The sequence below is a fragment of the Fischerella sp. JS2 genome, assembly GCF_032393985.1.
GTDB lineage: Bacteria > Cyanobacteriota > Cyanobacteriia > Cyanobacteriales > Nostocaceae > Fischerella.
The window spans coordinates 5,957,405-5,979,593 of record NZ_CP135918.1 but is presented as its reverse complement, the minus strand read 5'-3'; the positions used below and the strand labels follow the sequence as shown (position 1 = coordinate 5,979,593).

Annotated in this window: 9 protein-coding genes and 1 pseudogene; 2 read left to right on the top strand and 8 right to left on the bottom strand. The window is 43.0% G+C overall.

The features are described 5' to 3' along the window. Positions 1–2 precede the first annotated feature (2 nt). The 7 genes and pseudogenes from RS893_RS30580 to RS893_RS25615 form a co-directional block, all read right to left on the bottom strand. A pseudogene (locus RS893_RS30580) lies at positions 3–155 on the bottom strand (hypothetical protein); the annotation flags it as partial. Then, a complete protein-coding gene (locus RS893_RS25640; RefSeq protein ID WP_315788441.1) occupies positions 152–844 on the bottom strand; it encodes a phosphopantetheine-binding protein in 693 nt (230 codons plus the stop codon). The pseudogene RS893_RS30580 and the gene RS893_RS25640, both read right to left, overlap by 4 nt. A gap of 12 nt (positions 845–856) precedes the next feature. Beyond that, complete coding sequence (locus RS893_RS25635) at positions 857–4,762, bottom strand: amino acid adenylation domain-containing protein (protein ID WP_315788440.1); 3,906 nt, start codon at positions 4,760–4,762, stop codon at positions 857–859. Continuing rightward, positions 4,759–8,799, bottom strand: coding sequence for a beta-ketoacyl synthase N-terminal-like domain-containing protein (locus tag RS893_RS25630; protein ID WP_315788439.1), 4,041 nt, complete (start codon positions 8,797–8,799; stop codon positions 4,759–4,761). Before RS893_RS25630 ends, RS893_RS25635 begins: the two co-directional genes overlap by 4 nt. A 1-nt stretch (position 8,800) precedes the next feature. After that, complete coding sequence (locus tag RS893_RS25625) at positions 8,801–13,531, bottom strand: type I polyketide synthase (protein WP_315788438.1); 4,731 nt, start codon at positions 13,529–13,531, stop codon at positions 8,801–8,803. Between the two features lie 232 nt (positions 13,532–13,763). Next, entirely contained in the window at positions 13,764–14,810 is a 1,047-nt protein-coding gene (locus RS893_RS25620) for a methyltransferase (protein ID WP_315788437.1), read from the bottom strand. A gap of 14 nt (positions 14,811–14,824) precedes the next feature. Continuing rightward, on the bottom strand, positions 14,825–16,186 hold the full coding sequence (locus RS893_RS25615; RefSeq protein WP_315788436.1) for an acyltransferase domain-containing protein: 1,362 nt from the start codon (positions 16,184–16,186) through the stop codon (positions 14,825–14,827). Between the two features lie 59 nt (positions 16,187–16,245). Between RS893_RS25615 and RS893_RS25610 the strand changes: the two genes are divergently transcribed. Further along, positions 16,246–16,937, top strand: a protein-coding gene (locus tag RS893_RS25610) for an IS1 family transposase (RefSeq protein WP_315784082.1) whose coding sequence is annotated in 2 segments (ribosomal slippage) — positions 16,246–16,570 and positions 16,570–16,937 — 693 coding nt in all. Because the reading frame shifts where the segments join, the coding sequence is not laid out codon by codon here. Between the two features lie 13 nt (positions 16,938–16,950). On the opposite strand, the gene RS893_RS25605 is transcribed toward RS893_RS25610, so the two are convergent. Further along, positions 16,951–20,022 carry a type I polyketide synthase gene (locus RS893_RS25605; RefSeq protein WP_315788435.1) on the bottom strand — a complete coding sequence of 1,024 codons (3,072 nt, stop codon included), beginning with the start codon at positions 20,020–20,022 and terminating at the stop codon, positions 16,951–16,953. Positions 20,023–21,249: 1,227 nt separating this feature from the next. Here RS893_RS25605 and RS893_RS25600 point away from each other — a divergent pair. Beyond that, the gene (locus RS893_RS25600; RefSeq protein WP_315788434.1) at positions 21,250–22,188 is read left to right on the top strand and encodes an AMIN domain-containing protein; all 939 of its coding nucleotides are present in this window, start codon (positions 21,250–21,252) and stop codon (positions 22,186–22,188) included. The last annotated feature ends 1 nt before the right edge of the window (position 22,189 follow it).

Genomic DNA, 22,189 nt, shown 5'->3' with positions numbered 1-22,189 from the left:
AACTGGATAATTTCAGCTTTGCGTTCGGCTATTTGTGCTTGCAGGACGGGTGTCAGTACTTCTTGAGGGGCGTTACACCGCAAGCGATCGCCATCTAACCAAAGTCTGATGTCTAGATTACTAATATAAGATAAAAACTCTTGAATAGATTTCATAACTCAATTTCCACTCGATTAGTTAATGCTTTGTCGATGGGAGCTTGGATTTGAGCTGTTATATTAATCTCGTCAATGGACTTTGCCAAACTAGCGAGAGTTGGTGTTTGCAGCAAACTTTGCATGGGTACGTTGAGTTGGAATTTTTCATGTACCCGCGAGACAACTTGGGTAACTTGTAGAGAATCTCCCCCCAGTTCAAAAAAATTATCGTTAATACCGACTTTCTCTATTTGCAAAACTTCTTGCCAAATATTAGCAATGATTTTTTCTGTTTCTGTTTGAGGCATTACATAAGCTGCTTTCACTTGCGTAGACGCATAGCGGCTTGTCGTCAGACATCGCAAACCTTGTAACCCAGGTAAAGCACGACGATCTACTTTGCCATTAGCTGTTAGTGGTAAAGCATCTAAAAGGACAAATTCAGCAGGCAGCATATACTCAGGCAGTTTTTCCCCAAGGAAATCGCGTAACTGTTTAGGTTTAAAACGTTGCACGGTTGCTGGTGCTTGAGCAACGAAAACATCAAACCCAATTAAATCGGCAACCGAACCAGGCTGATTCATAAAAACGCTGTCTGTAAATTCCAAAGAAGCTAATATTTTCCGCCATTGTTCTTTTGATAGCACTGGATGTTCTGATCGGAGTTCTCGATCCTCAAAGCGTTCAAACCCTTGCTGTAGAACCATGTTCAAATCAAACTAGGGATGAAATTGAGTTTTTTCAATTCCCAAAAGTAAACCATTTGGAGCTAACAAGGAGCGAATATTTTTCAGTGTTTGTTCTACATATTGAGTGTTATGAATAACAGTTGCAGCAATAACTAAATCGAAGGAATGTAGCTCAAAACCTTGCTCGACAGGATTTTTCTCCAGGTCTAAAATATCATAATTCACAAAAGGATAGTTGGCAAATTTTTCTTGAACTTGCTGAAGAAAGAATTGAGAAATATCGGTAAAAACGTAGGTAGTTTGTGATAGTAATAGTGGCAGCAAATGTTCTGTAGTCGAACCATAACCACCTCCGACTTCTAGAATTCGCAGTTGTTTTCCTGGCTCTAGATTTTGTACTATTGTGGCAATGATTACGCTTGCGATCGCATTGCAATCAGCAAACATAATTTTATATATCTCCTGAGTTTTTTCGGAGACATAAATTTCTGCTGAATGGATTCTTTCGGTAATAATGTCTGCTAAGTCCTCAAAAGGAGCATCAGGAATCAAATCCATCCAGGTTTTAGTAAACCTATGATTTATCTGAATATATTTTGAAAGCTTTTGAGATACAACAATTGGTAATTCAACAACACTGGTAAAAACTTCTCCCTGCTGCTGCAACCAGCCTTCTTTAACCAGCACTTGCAACGCTCGATTTAACCATTTTTTGTAGCGGGGAGCAATTTGACATCGAGAGATTAAAGTATCTATGTCATACTTCTCTTTTGGTGAGTTATAAACACCAAGCTTTCTTAGTGCCCGACACACTGAAATAGTGTATAGATAATTTTGGTGTTCCCATATTTCAGCGAAAGTGGGAACATCTGCATCCCAAAAACTATTTTGGGCTTGTTGCAGTCCTGCTTGTACCAGCGATCGCCAAATTAGCTGAGATATGTAAGAGTCTGCACTTTCCGTTTCCAAGAAGCTTAATGCTTTATCTTGCTTGGGAACCACATAAGCTACCAAATGCTGATTTTGCTGTGACTCACCTACAGCAGTGACTATTGCATCTTTGATATCTGGGTGCTGTTTTAAAGCTGCCTCAATTTCTCCTGTTTCAATGCGATATCCCCGGAGTTTGATTTGAAAATCTACACGTCCCAAAAATTCAATATTGCCATCGGGTAAATAACGACCGAGGTCGCCTGTACGGTAAATGCGTTCTTTTGTGCGGGGATGAATAATGAAATTAGCAGCAGTTTTTTCTTCATCCTGCCAATAACCCTTAGCAACTTGGACACCAGCACAGTACATTTGACCGGGAACCCAAACAGGGCAATCTTCCAAGGCTTCATTCAAAATATAATATTTTGTATTTGCCATCGGTTTTCCATAAGGAATACTCTTCCAATCTGGGTTAACCTCTGTAATCAAATAACCAATATTCCAAATAGTTGTTTCTGTTGGGCCGCCAATACTGAGTATTTCTACACCTGGTATTAAAGTTTGGAGACGGGTAGGTAAGGAAACCGGAAGCCAATCTCCGCCTAGAATTGCCAAACGCAAGCTTGTTGGTAATGTTACAGATTGGTTTTCTGCGTATTCCACCAACATCTTCATCATTGCGGGTACTGAGTTCCACAGCGTCACTTTTTCCCGCACCATCAACTCAGCCCAGGAAGCTGGATCTTTGACAGCACAAGCATCGGGTATCACAATCGCACCACCAGCACTCAGCAAACCGAATATGTCATAAACAGACAAATCATGATTGAGAGCCGTTACAGCCAAGATGCGGTCTTGAGAAGTAATATTAAACCGCTGGTTCGTGTGGACAACCACGTTAACGACGTTGCGATGAGTAATCATCACTCCTTTGGGTAAACCAGTGGAACCAGAGGTGTAAATTACATAAGCTAAATCATCATGCGTTTGTACTGGTTGGAGTGGTTCGCTGTTTTCGTTAGCGAATGTTTCTGTATCTATGCACAAAAGCTGTATCCCCAACGGCCATTGCAACTTTTTATGCAAACATGATTGAGTTAGAACAATTTTGACCTGACTATTTTCTAGAAGATATTCCCTGCGTTGTTGTGGCAATCCGGGATCGATGGGAACATAAGCAGCACCAGCAGCCAAAATTCCCATGACAGCCACAATTTGCTCCCATCCTTTCTCCATAACCACGGCTATTAGTTGGTTAGGAACAACCCCTAGTTGCCGCAATCTATGACCGACTTGATTTGCAAGTGTGTATAGCTCTTGATAAGTCAGGGTACGCTCGGATGAAATAACGGCGGGTTCTCCTCCTTGCTTTTGGACTTGTGTTGCAAACAAAGTATGCAGCAGTTCGTCGGGAGTTGGTGCGGTAGTTGCATTAATAACTTGCCGTTGCGCTAATTGGGCAGGAGGAATTAATCGTCGATTCTTCTCAGTCCAAGCTAATTCAGAAGTGGCTAGTTGTTTGAGGAAACGACAATAAGCCTCAAACATATCGACAATCAATCCTTCCGGGAAAAGTTCTTCAACCACATCCCAATTGAACGTCAACGCTCCTTTATCTTCCCAAACCTGAATATCCATCCAAGCTTGGGAAGCTTGACTGATACCATAGACTAACTCGCCAAAACGACTGAAGGTCAACGTTTCTTGTCCAAGAGAGCTAAAGCCCAGAGTGCTAGTGAATACAACTGGCATGGCGCTGGGAGCTTTACCCCGCCTGCGAGCCAACTCCCGCGTGACGCGCACTCCACTGATATAACGATGTTCTAAATCTTGCCACAGTTGTTGTTGCAGGCGGCGAGAGCGATCGCTAAATGACTCTGGAGTACAATTGTCTACAGCTAATAAGGTTACGGAGGTAAAGTCTCCTAGAATATCGTTAACCTGGGGGTGCAATGGCAGACGATTAAACAAGGCAAGATTAATCGTAAATCGCGGACTACTCCAAACAGTCAAGATTTCGGCAAAAGCAGCCAGCAAAACTCCAGAGGGAGTTAAACCAGCATTAGCAGCTCGCTGCTTTAATTGTTGCCAATCAGCTAGCTCTAATCGTCCTTCATAACGCTGATTTTGGTGTTCTTTGATTTCTTTCGGGTTTTTAGCCAGAGGTAAGTCTGGGGCTGGAGGTAATTCGTCTAAACGATTGAACCAATACTCTTGCGATCGCTTGTATAATTCTGTATCTTGCAGTTTTTGCTCTGCTAAGACATAATCCCGAAATGAAAGTTCTAAAGGTGGCAATACCACATGAGGATTTTGGTAAATTTGATACCACTCGTCAAAAAAACGAAACATACTCCAGGCATCAAATGTCTGCAAATCGTAGCTGAAATGCAGACGGATGCGCTGCCCATCTAAACGTGTGGCTCGAAACTCAAATACTGGCCATTGGTCAGCACTCAGCACCTGATGAGACATGCGCTGACGAATATTCTCAATTACAGAGGTGACAACTTCATCGTCTTGTTCTCTCAAGTCTAAAACTTCAATTTGATAAAAAGGCACTTGTTCGAGAATCACTTGCTGGCCGCTGGGTAACACTATGGCCCGCAACATATCGTGACGCTCAATTAATGCTTGCAAAGCTTGATTCAATCGTTCCAAGTCTAAATCAACACATTCAATTTCGTAATAACCATGATTGGCGACATTGCCTAACTCTAAGATGCCGCTACGACCCACCCAAAAGGCATATTGCATATCGGTGAGAGGAAAAGGTTCGTGGCGCTGTTCTAGACATGGTACAACTACTGGTAAATCGGTATTATCAGCTACTATATTGGTCTGTTGCAATAACAATAGAAGTTCAGCTTTAGACTCAGCCAGTGAGTTACGCAGTTCTGGTGTCAGTGCTTGCTGAGGAGCGCGAATGCGTAGTTGGTCGCCCTCAGCCCACAAATTCACCCCTCGCTCAGAGAGTTCGGATAAAAGTTTATATAAAGTCATAGTGAGATTTCCTCCATATTGGCACTGCTATCGGTGGATGAGGGGTTTGATAGGATGAGGTTCGCCAGTGTTATTTGCTCAAGTAATAATCCAGCTAGATGAGCGATCGTGTTTTCTCCAAAGAACTTTTCTATTGGCACTCGCACCTGTAAATCGGACTCGATTCGCCTTTTAAGTTCAAAAATTATTAGAGAATCAACCAGTGAGGCGAGTGGCTGTTGCGGATTGAGTTTAGCTAACGGCAGTTGTAGCGAACTGGCCAGCCCTTCTAGAAGATACATCTCCAGCATCTGTTGGCGTTTCTCTAGTTCAGCAGCAAGGAGTTTTTCTCTAGAAAGACTGCCCTTTTTCATTTGGCGAGGTGTGCCTTTACCTAGTTCAGCAGCACGTTGTAGGGTTTGATGACTCACAGGCTTTAATTGTGCATTCACAACTTCTGCAACTAGCTGTCCAGTTTCATCAAATAGGTAAAGGTCTGCGGCAACTGTTTCGTTATAATCTGTTTGGCGATCGCCAAGCCGAACAATAGCTTCACACCACAATCGACTTCCAGAATAACCATAGAATTGGAAGCCTTCACAGCCTGAAAGCAGGTAATTATGAGAGTCGGCAGTCAAAAAGCAAGGAGCGACAATCTGAAATAAGGCATCAATACTTGCTAGCGGCAGCTCGTACAAGTTATTCAATCGTGCTGTTTCGGGAAGTTGTATTTGAGCCAGCGCCCGTCCATTCCCCACCCAGATTCGCTCCAAGGTTTGGCAACTGGGGCCTAAAAAGACTCCCTGTTGTGCCATCATTTGATAGAACTCGGCTGTAGGAATTTCTCTTTCGTATTGAGCCTGAACTTTTTCTAAAGAAACGTGAGTTCGACCAGAGGTGGCAATCTCTGTTTTAGCGATCGCAACTTTTCCGGCAGCGTGTAGTGTCCAGGCTGTCTGTTCGTTTGCTTCACTAGGCGCGAGGCTAAAAATTTGGAAGGAAATGCCAGAATCTTCGGATAAAATCAACTGTACGGTACGAGCTTGTTTTTCAGGTAACAGCAGAGCCTGAAAAATAAATATATCTTCCAAAACGCCAGTCGTACCAAAGGCTTCCATTACCCCAGCAAAAACCATCTCCAGATAAATTGCAAAATTAACCAGTGGTATCCCATAGACTTGATGATCGCGTACAAGAGGCAGCGAATTAATACTGAACTGAGACTCAAACTGAATTTGCTGGAGTGGAGAGTGCAAGCGTTTGCCCAAAAAAGGATGAGCTATTTCTGGAAAAAATGCGATCAATTCTTGAGGCTGGCGTTTAACAGCTTTAGTCCAGTATCGTTGTCGCTCAAAGGGATAGGTAGGGAGCGACAGCCGATAACGTTGATAGTCGCGATCAAATCCCACCCAGTCAACCTCTTGACCTTGGGCGTACAGCGTCCCTAAGCTTTGCAATAACACTTGCCAGTCTTGTTGTCCTTTCTTTAAAGAAGGCAACCAAATGCCGACACCTTGGGGTAGACACTGCTTACCCATACCGATTAGTGTGGGGTTTGGCCCAATCTCTACAAATATTTCGCAGTCCTGTTCGTGTAGAGTCTGCACACTGGCTGAAAACTTAACAGATTGGCGGATATGACGACACCAGTAGTCAGCGCCAGCAACAATTTCTCCTTCAGCTAGTTGTCCAGTGACATTGGAAATTAAACCAATCTTTGGGTGTGAGTATGTAATCTCAGCTGCTATCCGTTCAAAATCATCCAGCATCGGCTCCATTAAACAAGAGTGAAAAGCGTGAGATACCTTTAACTGACGAGTCTCAACCCCTGAAGCTTCGAGTTTAGAGACTACGGCTCGAACAGCTGCACTCTCCCCTGAAATTACTACATTCCCAGGAGCGTTAACAGCAGCAATGGCAATCTGTTGGCCGGGTTCTACTGCTGCTGTTACTTGCTCTTCACTGGCAAACACAGCCACCATTTCACCCCCCGACGGCAAGGCTTGCATCAACCGTCCGCGTTCGGCAATCAGCTTTAGCCCATCTTCTAAACTAAATACTCCAGCAATACAAGCAGCAACATACTCTCCGACACTATGACCCATGACTATTGTTGGCTGTATTCCCCAAGATTGCCACAACCTAGCCAGGGCATACTCTAAAGCAAACAATGCAGGCTGAGTGTAAGCTGTTTCATCAAGTTTAGAATTTGTAGTTTCACTGGAATAAAGAACTTCAAGTAATGATGTTTCTAAGTAAGGGCACAGAATTTGGTCGCACTTATCTATACAAGCGCGGAATGTTGGTTGAGTCTCATACAGTTCCCGTCCCATGTTGGTGTACTGGGAACCTTGTCCTGTGAAGAGAAAAGCTATTTTTGTGTTGCGTGGATTATCGCTGTTTATTGAGGATTGATCAACAGTTGATACTTCTAAGTGTTGGCGTAAAGACAATAGAGAATCAGCAACTATAGCTAAACGATGGTCAAAATGCGATCGCCCTGTATTTGCTGTAAAACAGATATCTGCTACTGACTCTGAGGGATTGGCTGTTAAGTAATTTGTTATGCGAGTTGTTAGTTCTTTTAATGCTGTTTCACTCTTAGCTGATAGCGCTAATAGATGGATTGGTCGTTCAACTAGCGATCGTTCTAACTGTCTTACTGGTGCTTCCTCAACTATTACATGGGCATTAGTTCCACTCATGCCAAAGGCACTCACCCCAGCTAGGCGACGTTGTCCTGCTGCTACAGACCAAGGAGTTTGTTTGGTAGGAATTTTTAAACAAGTCCCTTCTAGAGAAATGTGAGGATTCAGCTTTTTGAAATGCAGATGTGCTGGAATTTCTTGATGCTGCATTGCCAACACAACTTTAATTAAACCAGCTATCCCGGCTGCTGGTTCTAGATGACCAATGTTCGTCTTTACCGAACCGATCATCAGAGGTTGTGCTTCTGTGCGTCCCTTACCAAACACAGCTTTTAACGTCTGAATCTCAATCGGATCGCCCAAAGCTGTGCCTGTACCGTGGACTTCTAGATAGCTAATTTCAGTCGGCTCTATTTTTGCGTTTTTGAGAGCGGCACGAATGACTTTTTGCTGAGAGAGTCCATTGGGAACCGTCAATCCACTGCTTTTGCCATCATGGTTGATAGCGGTTCCTGGAATCAGGGCAAGGATGCGATCGCCATCTGCGACTGCATCGCTAAGGCGTTTGAGAACTATCATCCCACATCCCTCTCCTCGCCCGTAACCGTCGGCGGCGGCATCAAAAGTCTTGCAACGACCATCGACAGCTAAAGCATTGACCTTAGACATGGCAATGGTGGCTATAGGTGACAGCATCAAGTTCACTCCCCCAGCCAAAGCTAAATGACACTCTCCCGAACGCAGACTTTGACAGGCTAAATGAACAGTCACAAGGGATGACGAGCAAGATGTATCGATAGTTAAGGTTGGCCCGTGTAACCCTAGAATATACGACAAGCGCCCCGCCCCAATACTAAGAACAATGCTGCCTGTGGCGGTGTAAACATCAATGTTATTCGGGTCGTAGAGGGCATCTAGTTGCAGGTAATCATTATTACACATCCCCACAAAGACCCCAGTCGAGCTACCGTTGAGCTTTTCTGGTGCTTGAGCCGCGTTTTCGAGTGCTTCCCAACTGACTTCTAGCAGTAATCGTTGCTGGGGATCTAGGCTCATTGCTTCTCTAGGGGAGATGCCGAAAAACTGAGCATCGAACTCTTCCACGCGATCAACAAAGCCGCCCCGTCGTACATACATCTTGCCTGGAGTTTCACGATTTGGGTCGTAGTAAGCATCTGCATCCCACCTTGAGGACGGCACTTCTGTTGTGGCATCTACTCCATCGCGTAACAGTTGCCAAAACGACTCTAAGTCATTAGCACCAGGGAATCGGCAACTCATACCCACAATTGCGATCAGCTCACTCTGCGATTGTTCGATGGCATCAAGTTTAGAGCGCATTTCCTTGAGAGCGAAAGCCGCACGTTGCAGTGGAGATAGTTGGTTAATACTTTCTGAAGTACTGCTCACGTTAATTTCCTATAACTAATGTTTCTAATTCTTTATCAACTAATGCTGCTAATTCTTCTTCAGATAATTCTTGGATTTGTGCCAAGATTTTTGCCTGTTCTTCGGTGTCTTTATCAGATTTTTGCTGAGAATCAGGAAGCGATTCAACCAAAATAATTTCTTTGAGTAAATAGTCAGCTAAAGCCTCAATATTTGGGTATTCAAAAGTCAAGGTCGATCCTAAATTTTGCCCTAAATTCTTTTGCAGAATATTCTTTAAATCAATGGACATCAAAGAATCCATACCCATTTCAAAAAATCCAATATGCGGCTTAATTAACTGGACAGACTCAAGTCCTAAAACAGCAGCAACTTTATTTTGAATATAAGAAATTAAAACATTTTTCTGTTGGTTTGGAGGAGTCTTGTGTAAGCTTTGTAAAATTTCTGGCTGTTGAGAGTGTGTTGTTAATTGAGTTTCGCCAGCTATCTCAGACAGGAATGAAGATTCAAAATTACTAGGAAATAGCTTTAAGTATTTCGACCAATCTACCGCCAGTACGCCAATTTGAGGAAGTTTTTGTCTAACTAGTTGTCCTAGCGCTTGCAAACCTTGCTGTACGGCAATAAAACTCACACCTGCTGCTGTCCATCGCTGTTGGTCGCGACTAGCCATCGTTGCTGCCATTCCGACTTCATCCCAGGAACTCCAGTTGATGCTTAAGGCTGGTAATCCTTGTAATTGTCGGTAGTGAGCCAGAGTATCTAAAAAAGCGTTAGCTGCGGCGTAAGAACCTTGACCCAGCGAACCGTGTAATGAAGCTGCTGAAGAAAAATTAATCAAAAAGTCTAAAGGCATATCTTGGGTTTGGGTATGCAGGTTCCACGCTCCTGCTACCTTTGGAGCCATGACTTTCATAAAACGGTTCCAATCTTGCTTTAGCAGTACGCCATCGTCAAGAACCCCTGCCATGTGAATAATGCCTGCTAGAGAGGGTAATTTGCTAATGTCTGCAAAAACTCTTTCTACCTCAACCTTTTTAGAGATATCTGCTTGAGCTACTAGGACTTGAGCTCCAAGCTTTTGGAGTGAGTGCAACTGCGTTTGGATGTTGGCAGAAGCAGCACTACGTCCTACTAATACCAAGTAACGAGCGCCTTGGTCTACCAACCACTGAGCTACTTTCAACCCTAATCCGCCAAGACCACCAGTAATTAAGTAAGTGCGATCGCTCTCGATGCTTAAAGGCTTTGTTTGCACTTTCTTACCTTGGCTGGGGACTAGACGAGCCACAAACCGCTGTGTATTGCGGAGTGCTACTTGTATCTCGACCTCTGGGTTCACCAGTTCCTCGAATAGCATCTGAGCTGCTTCTAGGGAAGAACTATTTCCTAAATCTACTAGCCCTGCGAACATTTCGGGATGTTCTAAGGCTATAACTCTACCGAGTCCCCAAATTGGCGCTTGCGCTACTGCTAATGAGTCTATCTCTATAGGTTGAGTATTTTGAGTTACTAACCATAGACGAGGCAACTGGGGAACCTTCACTGAGGAAAGAGCTTGCACTAGATGAAGAATGCTGCCACAGTTGCGGTCTTGGTCTGTCTCTAAGGAATCTATTGTCGTTGCTTCGGTTGCTGTACTATCTAGGCTCCACAGATGCACTACTCCCCGGCAGGATGGGCGATCGCTTGCTAGTACTTCCTGCAACAACCGCTGAAAATCATCCGGCTGCCTTGGTTCAATCTGCCTGTGTCCTGGCTGGGAAGTTTTATCGGCTTCGCTAGCAAAGACAATGAAACAGGTTTCCCCTTGCTTCTCCAACAAAGATGCTAGAGCGAAACCTACACCACCCCGGTCGGCGAAAATTAGCCAACTGCCTGGTTGTTCTGGCTGAATTCTCTGCCAAGCTGACCCTAATGCCACGCGAGTTTTTGCCTGCCACTGTACTTCGTACAGCCAATCTTTATAGGGAGCAAGTGTTGCTGTCCGTGCAGACTTAGCCGATTCAATCCAATAGCGCGATCGCTGGAATGGATAGGTTGGTAATTGCAGGCGATGGCGGCGATAGTCTTTATCAAATCCCCACCAGTCCAGTTCAACGCCATGCAAATACAAGGCTCTCACACTACTGAGTACAGTCTGCCAATCGGAATGTCCTTTGCGTAACGAAGGTAGCCAAACTCTGTTATTCTCTGATAAACACTGGCGACCCATACCCAGCAGTATGGGACTGGGGCCAATTTCGACAAATATCTCATAGCCTTGCTCGTACAAAGTCTGGATACTGGCTGAAAATTTCACCGTCTCTCGGATATGCCGACTCCAATATTCAGGTTCAGCCATCTCTTTGGTCATCAGCTTGCCGGTGAGGTTGGAAATCAGAGCAATCTTTGGAGACGAATATTTAACTTGGGCTGCAATTTGCTCAAAAGTATTTAGTATTGGCTCCATCAAGGGAGAGTGAAAAGCGTGCGATACTTTTAACCGTCGGGTTTCGATTCCTTTTGCTTTTAGTTCAGACAGTACTGCTTGGACTACCTCACACCTACCCGAAATTACAATGTTCTCCGGGCCATTAATCGCAGCGATGGAGATTTTTGTACCATAAGGTGCTACTGCTGCTGTTACTTGCTCTTCACTGGCAAACACAGCCACCATTTCACCCCCCGACGGCAAGGCTGGCATCAACCGTCCGCGTTCGGCAATCAGCTTTAGCCCATCTTCTAAACTAAATACTCCAGCAATACAAGCAGCAACATACTCTCCGACACTATGACCCATGACTATTGTTGGCTGTATTCCCCAAGATTGCCACAACCTAGCCAGGGCATACTCTAAAGCAAACAATGCAGGCTGAGTGTAAGCTGTCTGATCTAATTGGGAATTTGCAGTTTCCGATTTGGGGTAAAGAACTTCTAATAATGATGTTTCTAAGTAAGGGCACAGAATTTGGTCGCACTTATCTATACAAGCGCGGAATGTTGGTTGAGTCTCATACAGTTCCCGTCCCATGTTGGTGTACTGGGAACCTTGTCCTGTGAATAGAAAAGCTATTTTTGTGTTGCGTGGATTATCGCTGTTTATTGAGGATTGATCAACAGTTGACACTTCTAAGTGTTGGCGTAAAGATGACAGCGAATCACTCACAAAGGCTAAACGATGGTCAAAATGCGATCGCCCTGTATTTGCTGTAAAACAGATATCTGCTACTAACTCTGAGGGATTAGCTGTTAAGTGATGGAAGTAGCGTTTAGCTAATTCCTGCAAAGCGATTTCATTCTTAGCAGACAAGGTAAGAATATGCAACGGACGCTCAAAAGGCTCAGTCGCCATACGATGCTGATTCTCCAGTTCTCCTGCTTCTTCTAACACCACATGGGCGTTGGTTCCACTCATCCCGAATGAACTCACTCCCGCAAAGCGCCGTTGTCCATCTACTGAAGACCAGGGGGTTAACTCGGTTGGAATCACAATGGGAAGTTCTTCCCAGGCGATGGCAGGATTCAGCTTTTTCAAATGCAAATGAGGGGGGATTTCCTGATGTTGCATTGCTAGTACGACTTTGATTAGACCGGCTACCCCGGCTGCTGCTTCTAAATGACCAATGTTAGTCTTTACAGAACCTAATATTAGGGGGTGATTTGGCGATCGCTTTTTGCCTAAGACATTTGCTAAAGCTTCAACTTCTATGGGATCTCCCAATGCTGTGCCTGTGCCGTGGACTTCTACATAACTGACTTGTGCAGGTTCTACCCGACCATTAGCAAGGGCAGCGTTAATCAGTTTTTGCTGAGCTAATCCATTGGGAACTGTCAGTCCGCTACTCTTGCCATCATGGTTAATTGCCGTTCCGCGAATTACAGCTAGGATTTTGTCATTATCTGCTATGGCATCGGTAAGACGTTTAAGGACTACTACCCCACAACCTTCTCCCCGTCCATAACCATTGGCTTCAGCATCAAAAGTTTTACAGTAACCATCAGGGGACAAAGCTTGCATTCTACATAGAACAATATTTAAATGCTCTGATAGTATCAGGTTTACCCCACCAGCTAAGGCAAGGCGGCACTCTCCTGTACGCAAGCTTTGACAGGCTAGGTGGACTGCTACTAAGGATGACGAACAAGCTGTATCTATAGCCAAGGTAGGCCCCTGCAAACCCAGAAAGTAAGATAAGCGACCCGCTGCGACGCTGGCAGTGTTGCCTGTAAAAGTATAAGCGTTCAAGTTCATAGCATCGCCAGACATCAGCTGAAGTTGTTTGTAGTCATCGCTATTTATCCCTACAAACACACCACTACTGCTGTTATGTAGTTTGTCTGGTGCTTGAGCTGCATTCTCCAGAGCTTCCCAACTCACCTCTAGTAACAGCCGTTGCTGAGGATCTAAACTGACAACTTCACGGGGGGCAATTCCAAAAAAGGAAGCATCGAACTCATCTACCTGTTCCAAAAATCCACCTCGACGGGTATAAATCTTACCCGCAGTTTCAGGATTTGGATCGTAATGGATATTTAAATCCCACCTGTTTGATGGTACTTCTTTAACAGCATCTACTCCTTCTTTGCATAGTTGCCAGAAAGATTCTAAATTAGCTCCTCCAGGAAATCGGCACGCCATGCCGATGATGGCAATTGGCTCAGTTTGCTTTTGCTCCATCGCCTCAAGCTTAGATTGCATTTCTTCTAATTTGAGAAATGCTTGTTTGAGTGGAGATAAATTTGGGAAGCGTTCTGAAATCTGATTCATCTTAAGTTTGCTTCTAATTAATTATCCAGAAAGGCAGAGGCAGGAGGCAGAAGGAATACTGCTCTGGAGTTCTCTGCTGCAACCACACAAAGCAAGGGTTTAAGACCGCCGCGCTTATTTTCTATTTAGCGGTCCACAATTGTTTCTGTGGTTTGAATCCCCCACTAATTGATTCTGACTTGGAGAATTCTTCATTAATACCAATTGCCACTGGAGTATTTTTCACTACTAATCAATTAGTTTCTGAAGGCTTAAGACCAGTGACAATACTCCAGTAACCAACGGTTGGTTTCACCTCAACATCGGTAAAACCAGTCGAGATCAGCATCGTTGACAACTCATGACCAGAAGACTGCTGACCCTCTTGCCAATAGTACATAACCATGTTGTTGGCTGCGACACCTACAGGTCCCGTTTTTTGGTCGTTGTAGAGCATTTCATGGATAACGATCCGCCCTCCCGGCTCTAAACTTTCAAAGCTTTTTTGAGTTAGGAAACGGCCTGTCTGTGGTGGCCAATCATGATAAATATTGCTGTAAAAGTGGATATCCGCAAGTGGTAAAGGTTCGCTAAACATATTTCTCGCGTCTGTCTCGATTCGATTCTGCAAACCGTACTGAGCAATATACTCTCGTGCTATGTCACATACACTTGCTAAATCGATCACAAGTGCCTGTAAGTTTGACCATTTTAATGTTGCACTAATAGCGTGAGCGCCCGATCCGCCACCAATGTCAAGCAAGAGTTTATTTCTTGATAAGTCAATGAGTTCTGGCCAAACCATTGCGGCTGCCATGCTATGACCATGCATTGCATGGGTAAAAGCACGTGCAAGGGTAGGGTGCAATGCATGGGACTGAAACATTTTTTCGCCAGCGTATACCGATGAAGGTTTGGTAAGTAAAGCTTTTTTGAGATTCTGAAGCGAGAACTCTTGTTCAGCTGCGATCGCTACATCTAAGAAACCGCCAAAATAAGTTGGGCTGCTTTTGAGCAGATAATCTTCAGCGATTGAAGTCAGTGAATAAAACCCATCTTCAACTTGTAAAAGCCTCACACACACTAGCATCATTAAGAGAGTTTCAGCACCACGGGAGTTAATTTGAAGTAATTGAGAAACTTCAGCTAGCGTTAGAGCTTTTTTAGCTAAAAGAGTAAAAAGTTTGAGGTTATGGGCAACGAGTAATGTTTTATATGCAAATTTTCCACTATAAATATCCCAAAGTTGCTTATCATCTGTTCTGGGTTTTTTAATCTTTAGAGAAATATCTTGATTCATAAAATTTTCTACTTTTAAATAGACTGCAATTTTTGAAGTAATAATGCTTCCATTTCGGCTTCGGAAAAGTTTTCTAGCATGGTCGCAGTTACGTCTAAATTATTATTGTTGAGAATTAAAAAGTTATCAGCTTCTTCTGAAACAGAAAATATTTCTTTGGCTAAATAACCAGCCAGAGCCTCAATATTTGGATAATTAAAAGTCACAGTGGCAGAAAGAGAATGTCCAAAGCTGGTTTTTAATTGATCTCTTAATTGCACAACCATTAAAGAATCCATACCCATTGCAAAAAAGCCGATTTTTGTATCTGGTAGCTGTCCAGAACTTAAACCCAAAATTTTAGCGACTTCTGTTTGAATATGGGCAATTAAAAAATTCAAGCGATCGCTTTTTGAAATTAGCTGCAATTGTTGTAGTTCAGAATTTTGTTGCTGTTGGGGAACGATTTCTTGTACTGTGGGCAGAGGATGTGTTTCCTCAAACCAGTATCGTTGTTCTTGCCAAGGGTATGAGGGTGGACGAATATACCGTCCTGGAGTTGGATAGAGTTGGAACCAGTTAACTGGTAGTCCTAGTGTGTAAAGTTGTCCGAGAGATTTCAGCATTACTTTGCGATCGCTTCGGTTAGAACGCAGGGAGGGAAGCGCGATCGCTTTTTTCTCTGGGACGCACTGAATAATAGATTGAGAAAGAACTGGATGAGGTGCAATCTCAACAAAGATGTCATAACCCTCGTTGGTGATCGCGCCGATTGCTTGTGCAAAAAGCACTGGCTCTTTGATATTCATACTCCAGTAGCTGGCATCAAAGTCGCCAATCTTGTATGCACTTCCTGTTACTGTTGAAAAGATGGGAATTGATGGCTCTTGTGGTTTAATTCCTTGGAGAACAAAGATTAGTTCCTCTTGAGGGGCTGTTTTCCCCCGAACTATTGCTTCTTGCATCAGTTGGCTGCGATGAAAAACTATCTGCACGGCATCTGCAAGAGAAAGAATATCAGCGACATAAGCTGCGGCTACTTCTCCCAAACTATAACCTACGACTGCTTTGGGAATAATTCCCCAAGAACGCCATAGGGCGGCTAAAGCCACTTGAATGGTAAAAATTGCTGGTTGTGCATATGCCGTTTCGCCTAAACGAGACTCAGCCTCTGGTTTTTGTATCTCCTCCAATACAGACCAATTGAAATAGCGACGGAACTCGCGATCGCATTCTTGACAGGCAGCTTGGAACACACTTTCAGCAAGCAACTCCCGTCCCATAGTCGGCCATTGAGAACCTTGACCGGAAAACACAAAAACTACAGATGCATCTTGCCGCCGATGATTTTCCCAAATAAAGTCACTAGTCTCATCTAAATTTTCTTGTGCAAACAAATTCAGGTATTGTTTTAACGGCGTTGCATAATAGCGGTATGAATTGAGGTCAATTAATCATGGAATGTCCACGCTGTGGATCTTGTCATAACCGTAAGAATGGAAAGAAAAGAGGTAAACAGAATCACATTTGCTGTGATTGTGGTCGTCAATTCATTGATGTCTATAAACCACCCAGGGGCTACTCGGATGAAATCAAACAAGAATGCCTAAAAATGTACGTCAATGGTATGGGATTTCGTGGAATTGAAAGGGTGAAAAACGTTCATCATACTACCATTATTCATTGGGTTAAACGAGTGGGTACACAATTGGCGGATACACCAAATTCAAAGGAAATTCCGCAGGTGGGAGAACTAGATGAATTAGAAACATTTATTGGTTCAAAAAAAATAAAATCTGGTTGTGGACGGCGGTAAATCACTTTACTCAAGGTATTCTTGCTTGGGTTTTAGGTGATCGTAGTTCGACTACTTTCCAACAGTTATGGAACATTGTCCAGTGTTGGCAGAGTTATTTTTACGTCACAGATGGATACCCTGTTTACCCTTGTTTTGTTCCTGATGGTGACCAAATTGTGAGTAAGACCTACATGACACGAGTCGAAAATGAAAACACAAGGCTTAGACATTATTTGGCTCGTCTTCATCGTAAAACTTTATGTTATTCCAAAACTGAGGAAATGCTGAGATACTCTGTTCGATTGTTATTGCACTACCTCAAATATCGTTCTGTTCCCTTACCTGCCTAAAACATACCTTTATTCAGCAACGCCGTTTTAACTCCTCGATTGACTCAATGCCTATAGCTAATCTGTAGTTAAGATGGCTCCAACGGCGGCTGGTACTGTAACAAAGGTCGTTAAGAGATATCTGATGTTCAGTTAATTGAATATATAGCTTTTTACTTAATTCTTTAAGTGCTGCTGGAGTTTGAGCTGAGAGGGGAAAAAGTTGAACTTGAGGCTGGCTTGTGAGTACAGAATTGTGAAAACCTCTTATCTGTGTCTCAAAATGTTGATTGTAAACATTATGCCAACGAATAGATTTTCCTAGAGTATATAACTGGCCTAGAGACTGTAATATTACGTGTCGGTCGTCTTTTGACCTGCGTAAAGACTCCAGCACCGTGCCTTCTTGACTGTAATGTTGCAAGGTTTGTTTAATTGCTGGCGCTAGAATCGGATGCGGAGTTACCTCTAAAAAAGTATTAAAGCCTTTTGCTAACAAATAAGCTATGGCTTGAGAAAACAGTACTGGTTTTTTTAGCAAACCTGACCAGTAAGATGCATCAAATTGCTGTCCATCCAATGGCGCACCAGTCAATGTTGAAATCATTAAAATAGCAGCTGGCTGAGGTTTGATATCCTGAAGAACTTCCAACAATGGAACTTCCAGAGATTCCATTTGTGGAGTATGAACGGCAATATTAGTCTTGACTAGCTGACCAAAAATATTATCGCGTCGCAGTTGAGCTAATAATGTTTCTAGTGCTGCTTGGTTGCCTGAAACTACAGTTGAAATAGGACTGTTGTAAATAGCTGGGTAAACACTGCCTTCGTAAGCCAAGGTGGCTGCTTTCGCTTTTTCCCAAGGAAGTCCTACAAGCGCCATTGCTCCAGAACCGCTCTGAGTGGTGGCGTTGTGGCTGAGATGATAAACAATCTGCACTGCATCAGACAAGTTGAGAATACCAGCCACATGAGCGGCTGCAACTTCTCCTATACTATGACCGACAACAACATCAGGTTCAATACCCCAGTGTTTCCATAAAGATGCTAAAGCAACTTCAATGGCAAACAGAATCGGCCACATCACATCAATTTCATTGAGCCGAGATTTTTCCTCAAACCAGACGGTGAGTTCTTCTAGCAAAGACCAATCTACATATTGCTGCATTAGGCGATCGCACTGTTCTAGAGTCGCCCGAAATACAGGTTCGCTCTCTAGTAACTGCTTGCCCATGCCGAACCATTGAGATCCTTGTCCCGAAAACACAAACACAATCGGGCGATCGTGAATTTCAGTACTTTTGTACAATCCCGTACAATTTCTTCCTTGAAGAAAATTCTCTAGATATTCTGCGGCTGTGATGTGGGAATCAACAACCATAGCTAGTTTGTGACTTTCATTAAGTAGATGACCAGCTATGAGTTCCTTTAATCCCAATTCAGAAGTTTGTAATTTAACTTTTAATTCCTGGCACAGAGACTGAAGTCTTTCTTCACTATTTGCCGCTAGAGGAACTAGTAAGGGAAAACGAGAATGTGGCGATGAGACATTGAGCAATTCTTGAACTACAACATGGCAGTTAGTTCCGCCAAAACCAAAGGAACTTACTCCTGCCAAAGCTGGCTCCTCAGGATAAGGCCAGCTAGTTAAAGAGGTTTGTACTTGTAGATGTAGTTCGTCAAAAGGAATTTCTGGATTGGGTTGGTGAAAATGAAGGTTAGATGGAATTTGGCGGTGTTTAATGGCTAGAACAACTTTGATGAGTCCAGCTATACCGGCGGCGGCTTCGAGGTGTCCAATGTTGGTTTTGACGGAACCCAGACTTAACGGGCGATCTGTGGGGCGATCGCTGCTCAAAACTGCGCCCAGCGCTTTAGCTTCTATGGGATCTCCTAGTTTTGTCCCAGTACCGTGGGCTTCAATATAATGTACCTGATTGGGGTTAATACCAGCTTGCTCGTATGCATCTTGCAATAAAGCTTCTTGAGCTTTGGGATTGGGAGCAGTCAAACCATTACTGAAACCATCGTTGTTGACTGCACTACCCCTAATCACACAATAAATGCGATCGCCCGCAGTTAATGCCAAGGAAAGAGGTTTTAAGACAACTATCCCTGCACCTTCACCTCTAACGTAACCATCGGCATTAGCGTCAAAAGTTTGACAGCGACCTTTAGCAGATAAACCCCCAAACTTGGACATGACTGCGGTACTATCAGGGTCAATCGTTAAGTTGACACCCCCACCCAGTGCAAGGGTAGATTCTCCTGAGCGTAGACTTTGACAAGCTAAGTGAACAGCTACTAAGGAGGATGAACAAGCTGTATTTACCGTTAGACTTGCTCCTTGGAAACCAAAAATATAAGAAATGCGATTGGCAATGATACCTAAATCTTGACCAGTGGTTGTATGTTGAGCAATTAACCCTGTTTGTCTGATGAGATTTGCATAGTCAGCCCACATTGCTCCTACAAAAACACTGGTACGACTTCCTCTGTGGGTTTCAACTGGCAGGCCCGCATCTGCTAATGCTTCCCAAGATAGTTTCAACATCAAACGCTGTTGAGGATCGATCTGAATAGCTTCTCTTGGAGAAATGCCAAAGAAATCGGGATCGAATTTGTCGATTTCGTCTAGAAAGCCACCCCAACGGGTACTCTCGTCATTGGAGAAACCATCTTTGCGCCAACGGTCGGCAGGCACCTTGCTGATGGTATCTACTTCATCTTTGAGCAATTGCCAAAAGGCGGCGGTGTTTTGAACGCGGGGAAAGCGGCAGGCAATACCAATAATTGCAATTGGTTCAGTGGCTAATTTCTGAGATTTGCGGGTATTGTTATTGCTAACTAGCTGGCGATTTGGAGTTCCTGCAAGATAATTAGCCAAGGTTCTAATATTGGGGTACTCCCAGATGAGAGTAGGAGATAACTGACACCCTAACTTAGTAGCTAAGTTTTCAATCAGATTAGTTGCTCTAACTGAATCAAGTCCATAGTCACTAAAGCGACTCTCAAGGTCGATATTTTGGGGAGTAGTTTCCAGTAGAGATGCCAGCTGCGAAACTAACCAACCTTGAATGAATTGTACACTTTTCTCAAACATCATTTTATAGCTTTAGAATCAAAAGACGCTTGAGAAATGCTGCTTTCAACTGCTTGTCAGTGAAAATGCTTTCTTCACGCTTTCGATTTATTTAAATTAGTGAATTCTTCACCCAGTTGCTGAAGTTATAGCAGGAGGCAGGAGGCAGGAGGTAAAAGTATTACTATTCCTAACATTCACGCTTTCAAAATGTCCTAACCTATGTGACTACGGCTATAGTTCCAATATTTATTTTCAGCCAATGCTGACTATGCAAATACCGAAAGCTAGAAGCGAACTACAAGTTTAGGCTCTGGCGATCGCATCGTTCAACAAATCCAGCTTCTTCCTCGCAGTTCTATACTTACATAACATAGTTGCACTCTCTGATTTTGATGTGGCTGTGATCGCTCAAAACTCTACGATCTAATAGGCGATCGTCAACTTGACTGCATTGCAGATTTGAATCAGCAATATATCCTGATGAGTTTCTAGCTTCATCTTGATTCCCAACTGGCGTTTTGATAGAAGAACAGTTATGGGATTTTTTATGAGCGCTCTCTGTTTGTTGACACATATTACGGCTCAAGCTTTAAGATACACTCTGGGAAGACACTCTATAAACTTTCGATAGCGGCTGCCTGTGATACATTCGACTCTTCATAAGGTATCAATGATTTGTTAATGCCTCAATTGAAAGAAGTCTTAGTATTGCCTGATACCAAGCAATTACAAGCTTAGAAAGACAAATTTATACACTTATATTGCAAGTTATTTTCAATTAACCTTCACCTAACTTTAATAGGAAATAGTTGTATTTAGCAATAGAGTATTTATAAAAAATCAATATAAGATTATTTCTAGTGTATTTTTTTACTTATAGTATAAAATTTGGTGTCTAAAATATAACCGTTTTATAATATTTGCTTTGACTGACATAATAGAAAAGCAAAGTGTTCAAAAAATTTAAGTACAAAACTCTTAAAGTACTGATTTAAAGGATCTTTTACTAACTTTAATTTATTTAAGTATTAAAAATAACTTATTTTGTAGACATTAATACTGAAATACTTACTTGTCAATGAACTTATGACAGAAAATAAATAAGTATTCTCAATAAATCTGGCTTGTTTATAAAACTTATTTGCAATAAAATTATTTAACTTGCAAAGTTAACGCTAATAAATTTCAATTATTTGAAGTCGTGTCATTAACCAAACGCGAATGATGCGATGGAGTATGAGGAAAGAAATGAAACCAGAGCAATTCGTTCACAGCTTTTTGTTCACAGTCTCAGTTGTCATGTTAATTGCAACTCCTGCCCAAGGAGAGCAGATAACAGATAAAGATAAAGATGTAAAATCCTCTTTTTCACATACTGAAACTGGTGAGAGTTCCAATCAAGCATTACCGCTACTTTCTAAAAACCAGGCTGTAGAACCGATTAGAAAAATTCGGCAACTGAGTGAGATAATCCAACCTCTGACCAATGCCCAAATGTTGGTGCAGCCGTCTACACTTAGTCAAGCAGGTTCATCAGAAGTTATACAAATAACTGGTGTCCGGGTTAATCCTACTGATAAAGGTGTAGAGATAACTTTAGAAACTTCTTCAGGAGATAAGTTACAAGTATCGCCGAAAAGCGAAGGTAATACATATATTGCTGACATTCCCAATGCTCAACTAAGGTTAGCTAAGGGTGATGCATTCCGTCAGGAAAATCCAGTTGCAGGAATTACTGAAATCACGGTTAGTAACCAAGATGCGAATACTATCCGGGTGGTGGTAATAGGTGAGGTGGGTTTGCCACAAGTCGAATTATTTGACAGTGACGAGGGTTTAATTTTTGGCTTTGTAACAGCACCAGCTTCTACTGCTTCTCCACAGGAACCAGGAACAGCACAAACACCTGAAGCACAGCCACAACAAGAGCCAGAAACAGCACAAACGCCTCCGTCTCAAGAACCATCAGAAGGTGAAACACCACCGCTAGAGGGTGAAACTCAACCAGAACAACCAGCCGCTGAGACAGATCAGCCAATTGAACTAGTGGTGACGGGCGAGGAAGATGGATATAACGCACCCAACGCTACCACTGGTACTAGAACCGATACTCGCATCTTCGATATTCCTCAATCAGTTCAAGTTGTGCCTAAAAAGGTGATTGAGGATCAACAAGTGATTCGTTGAG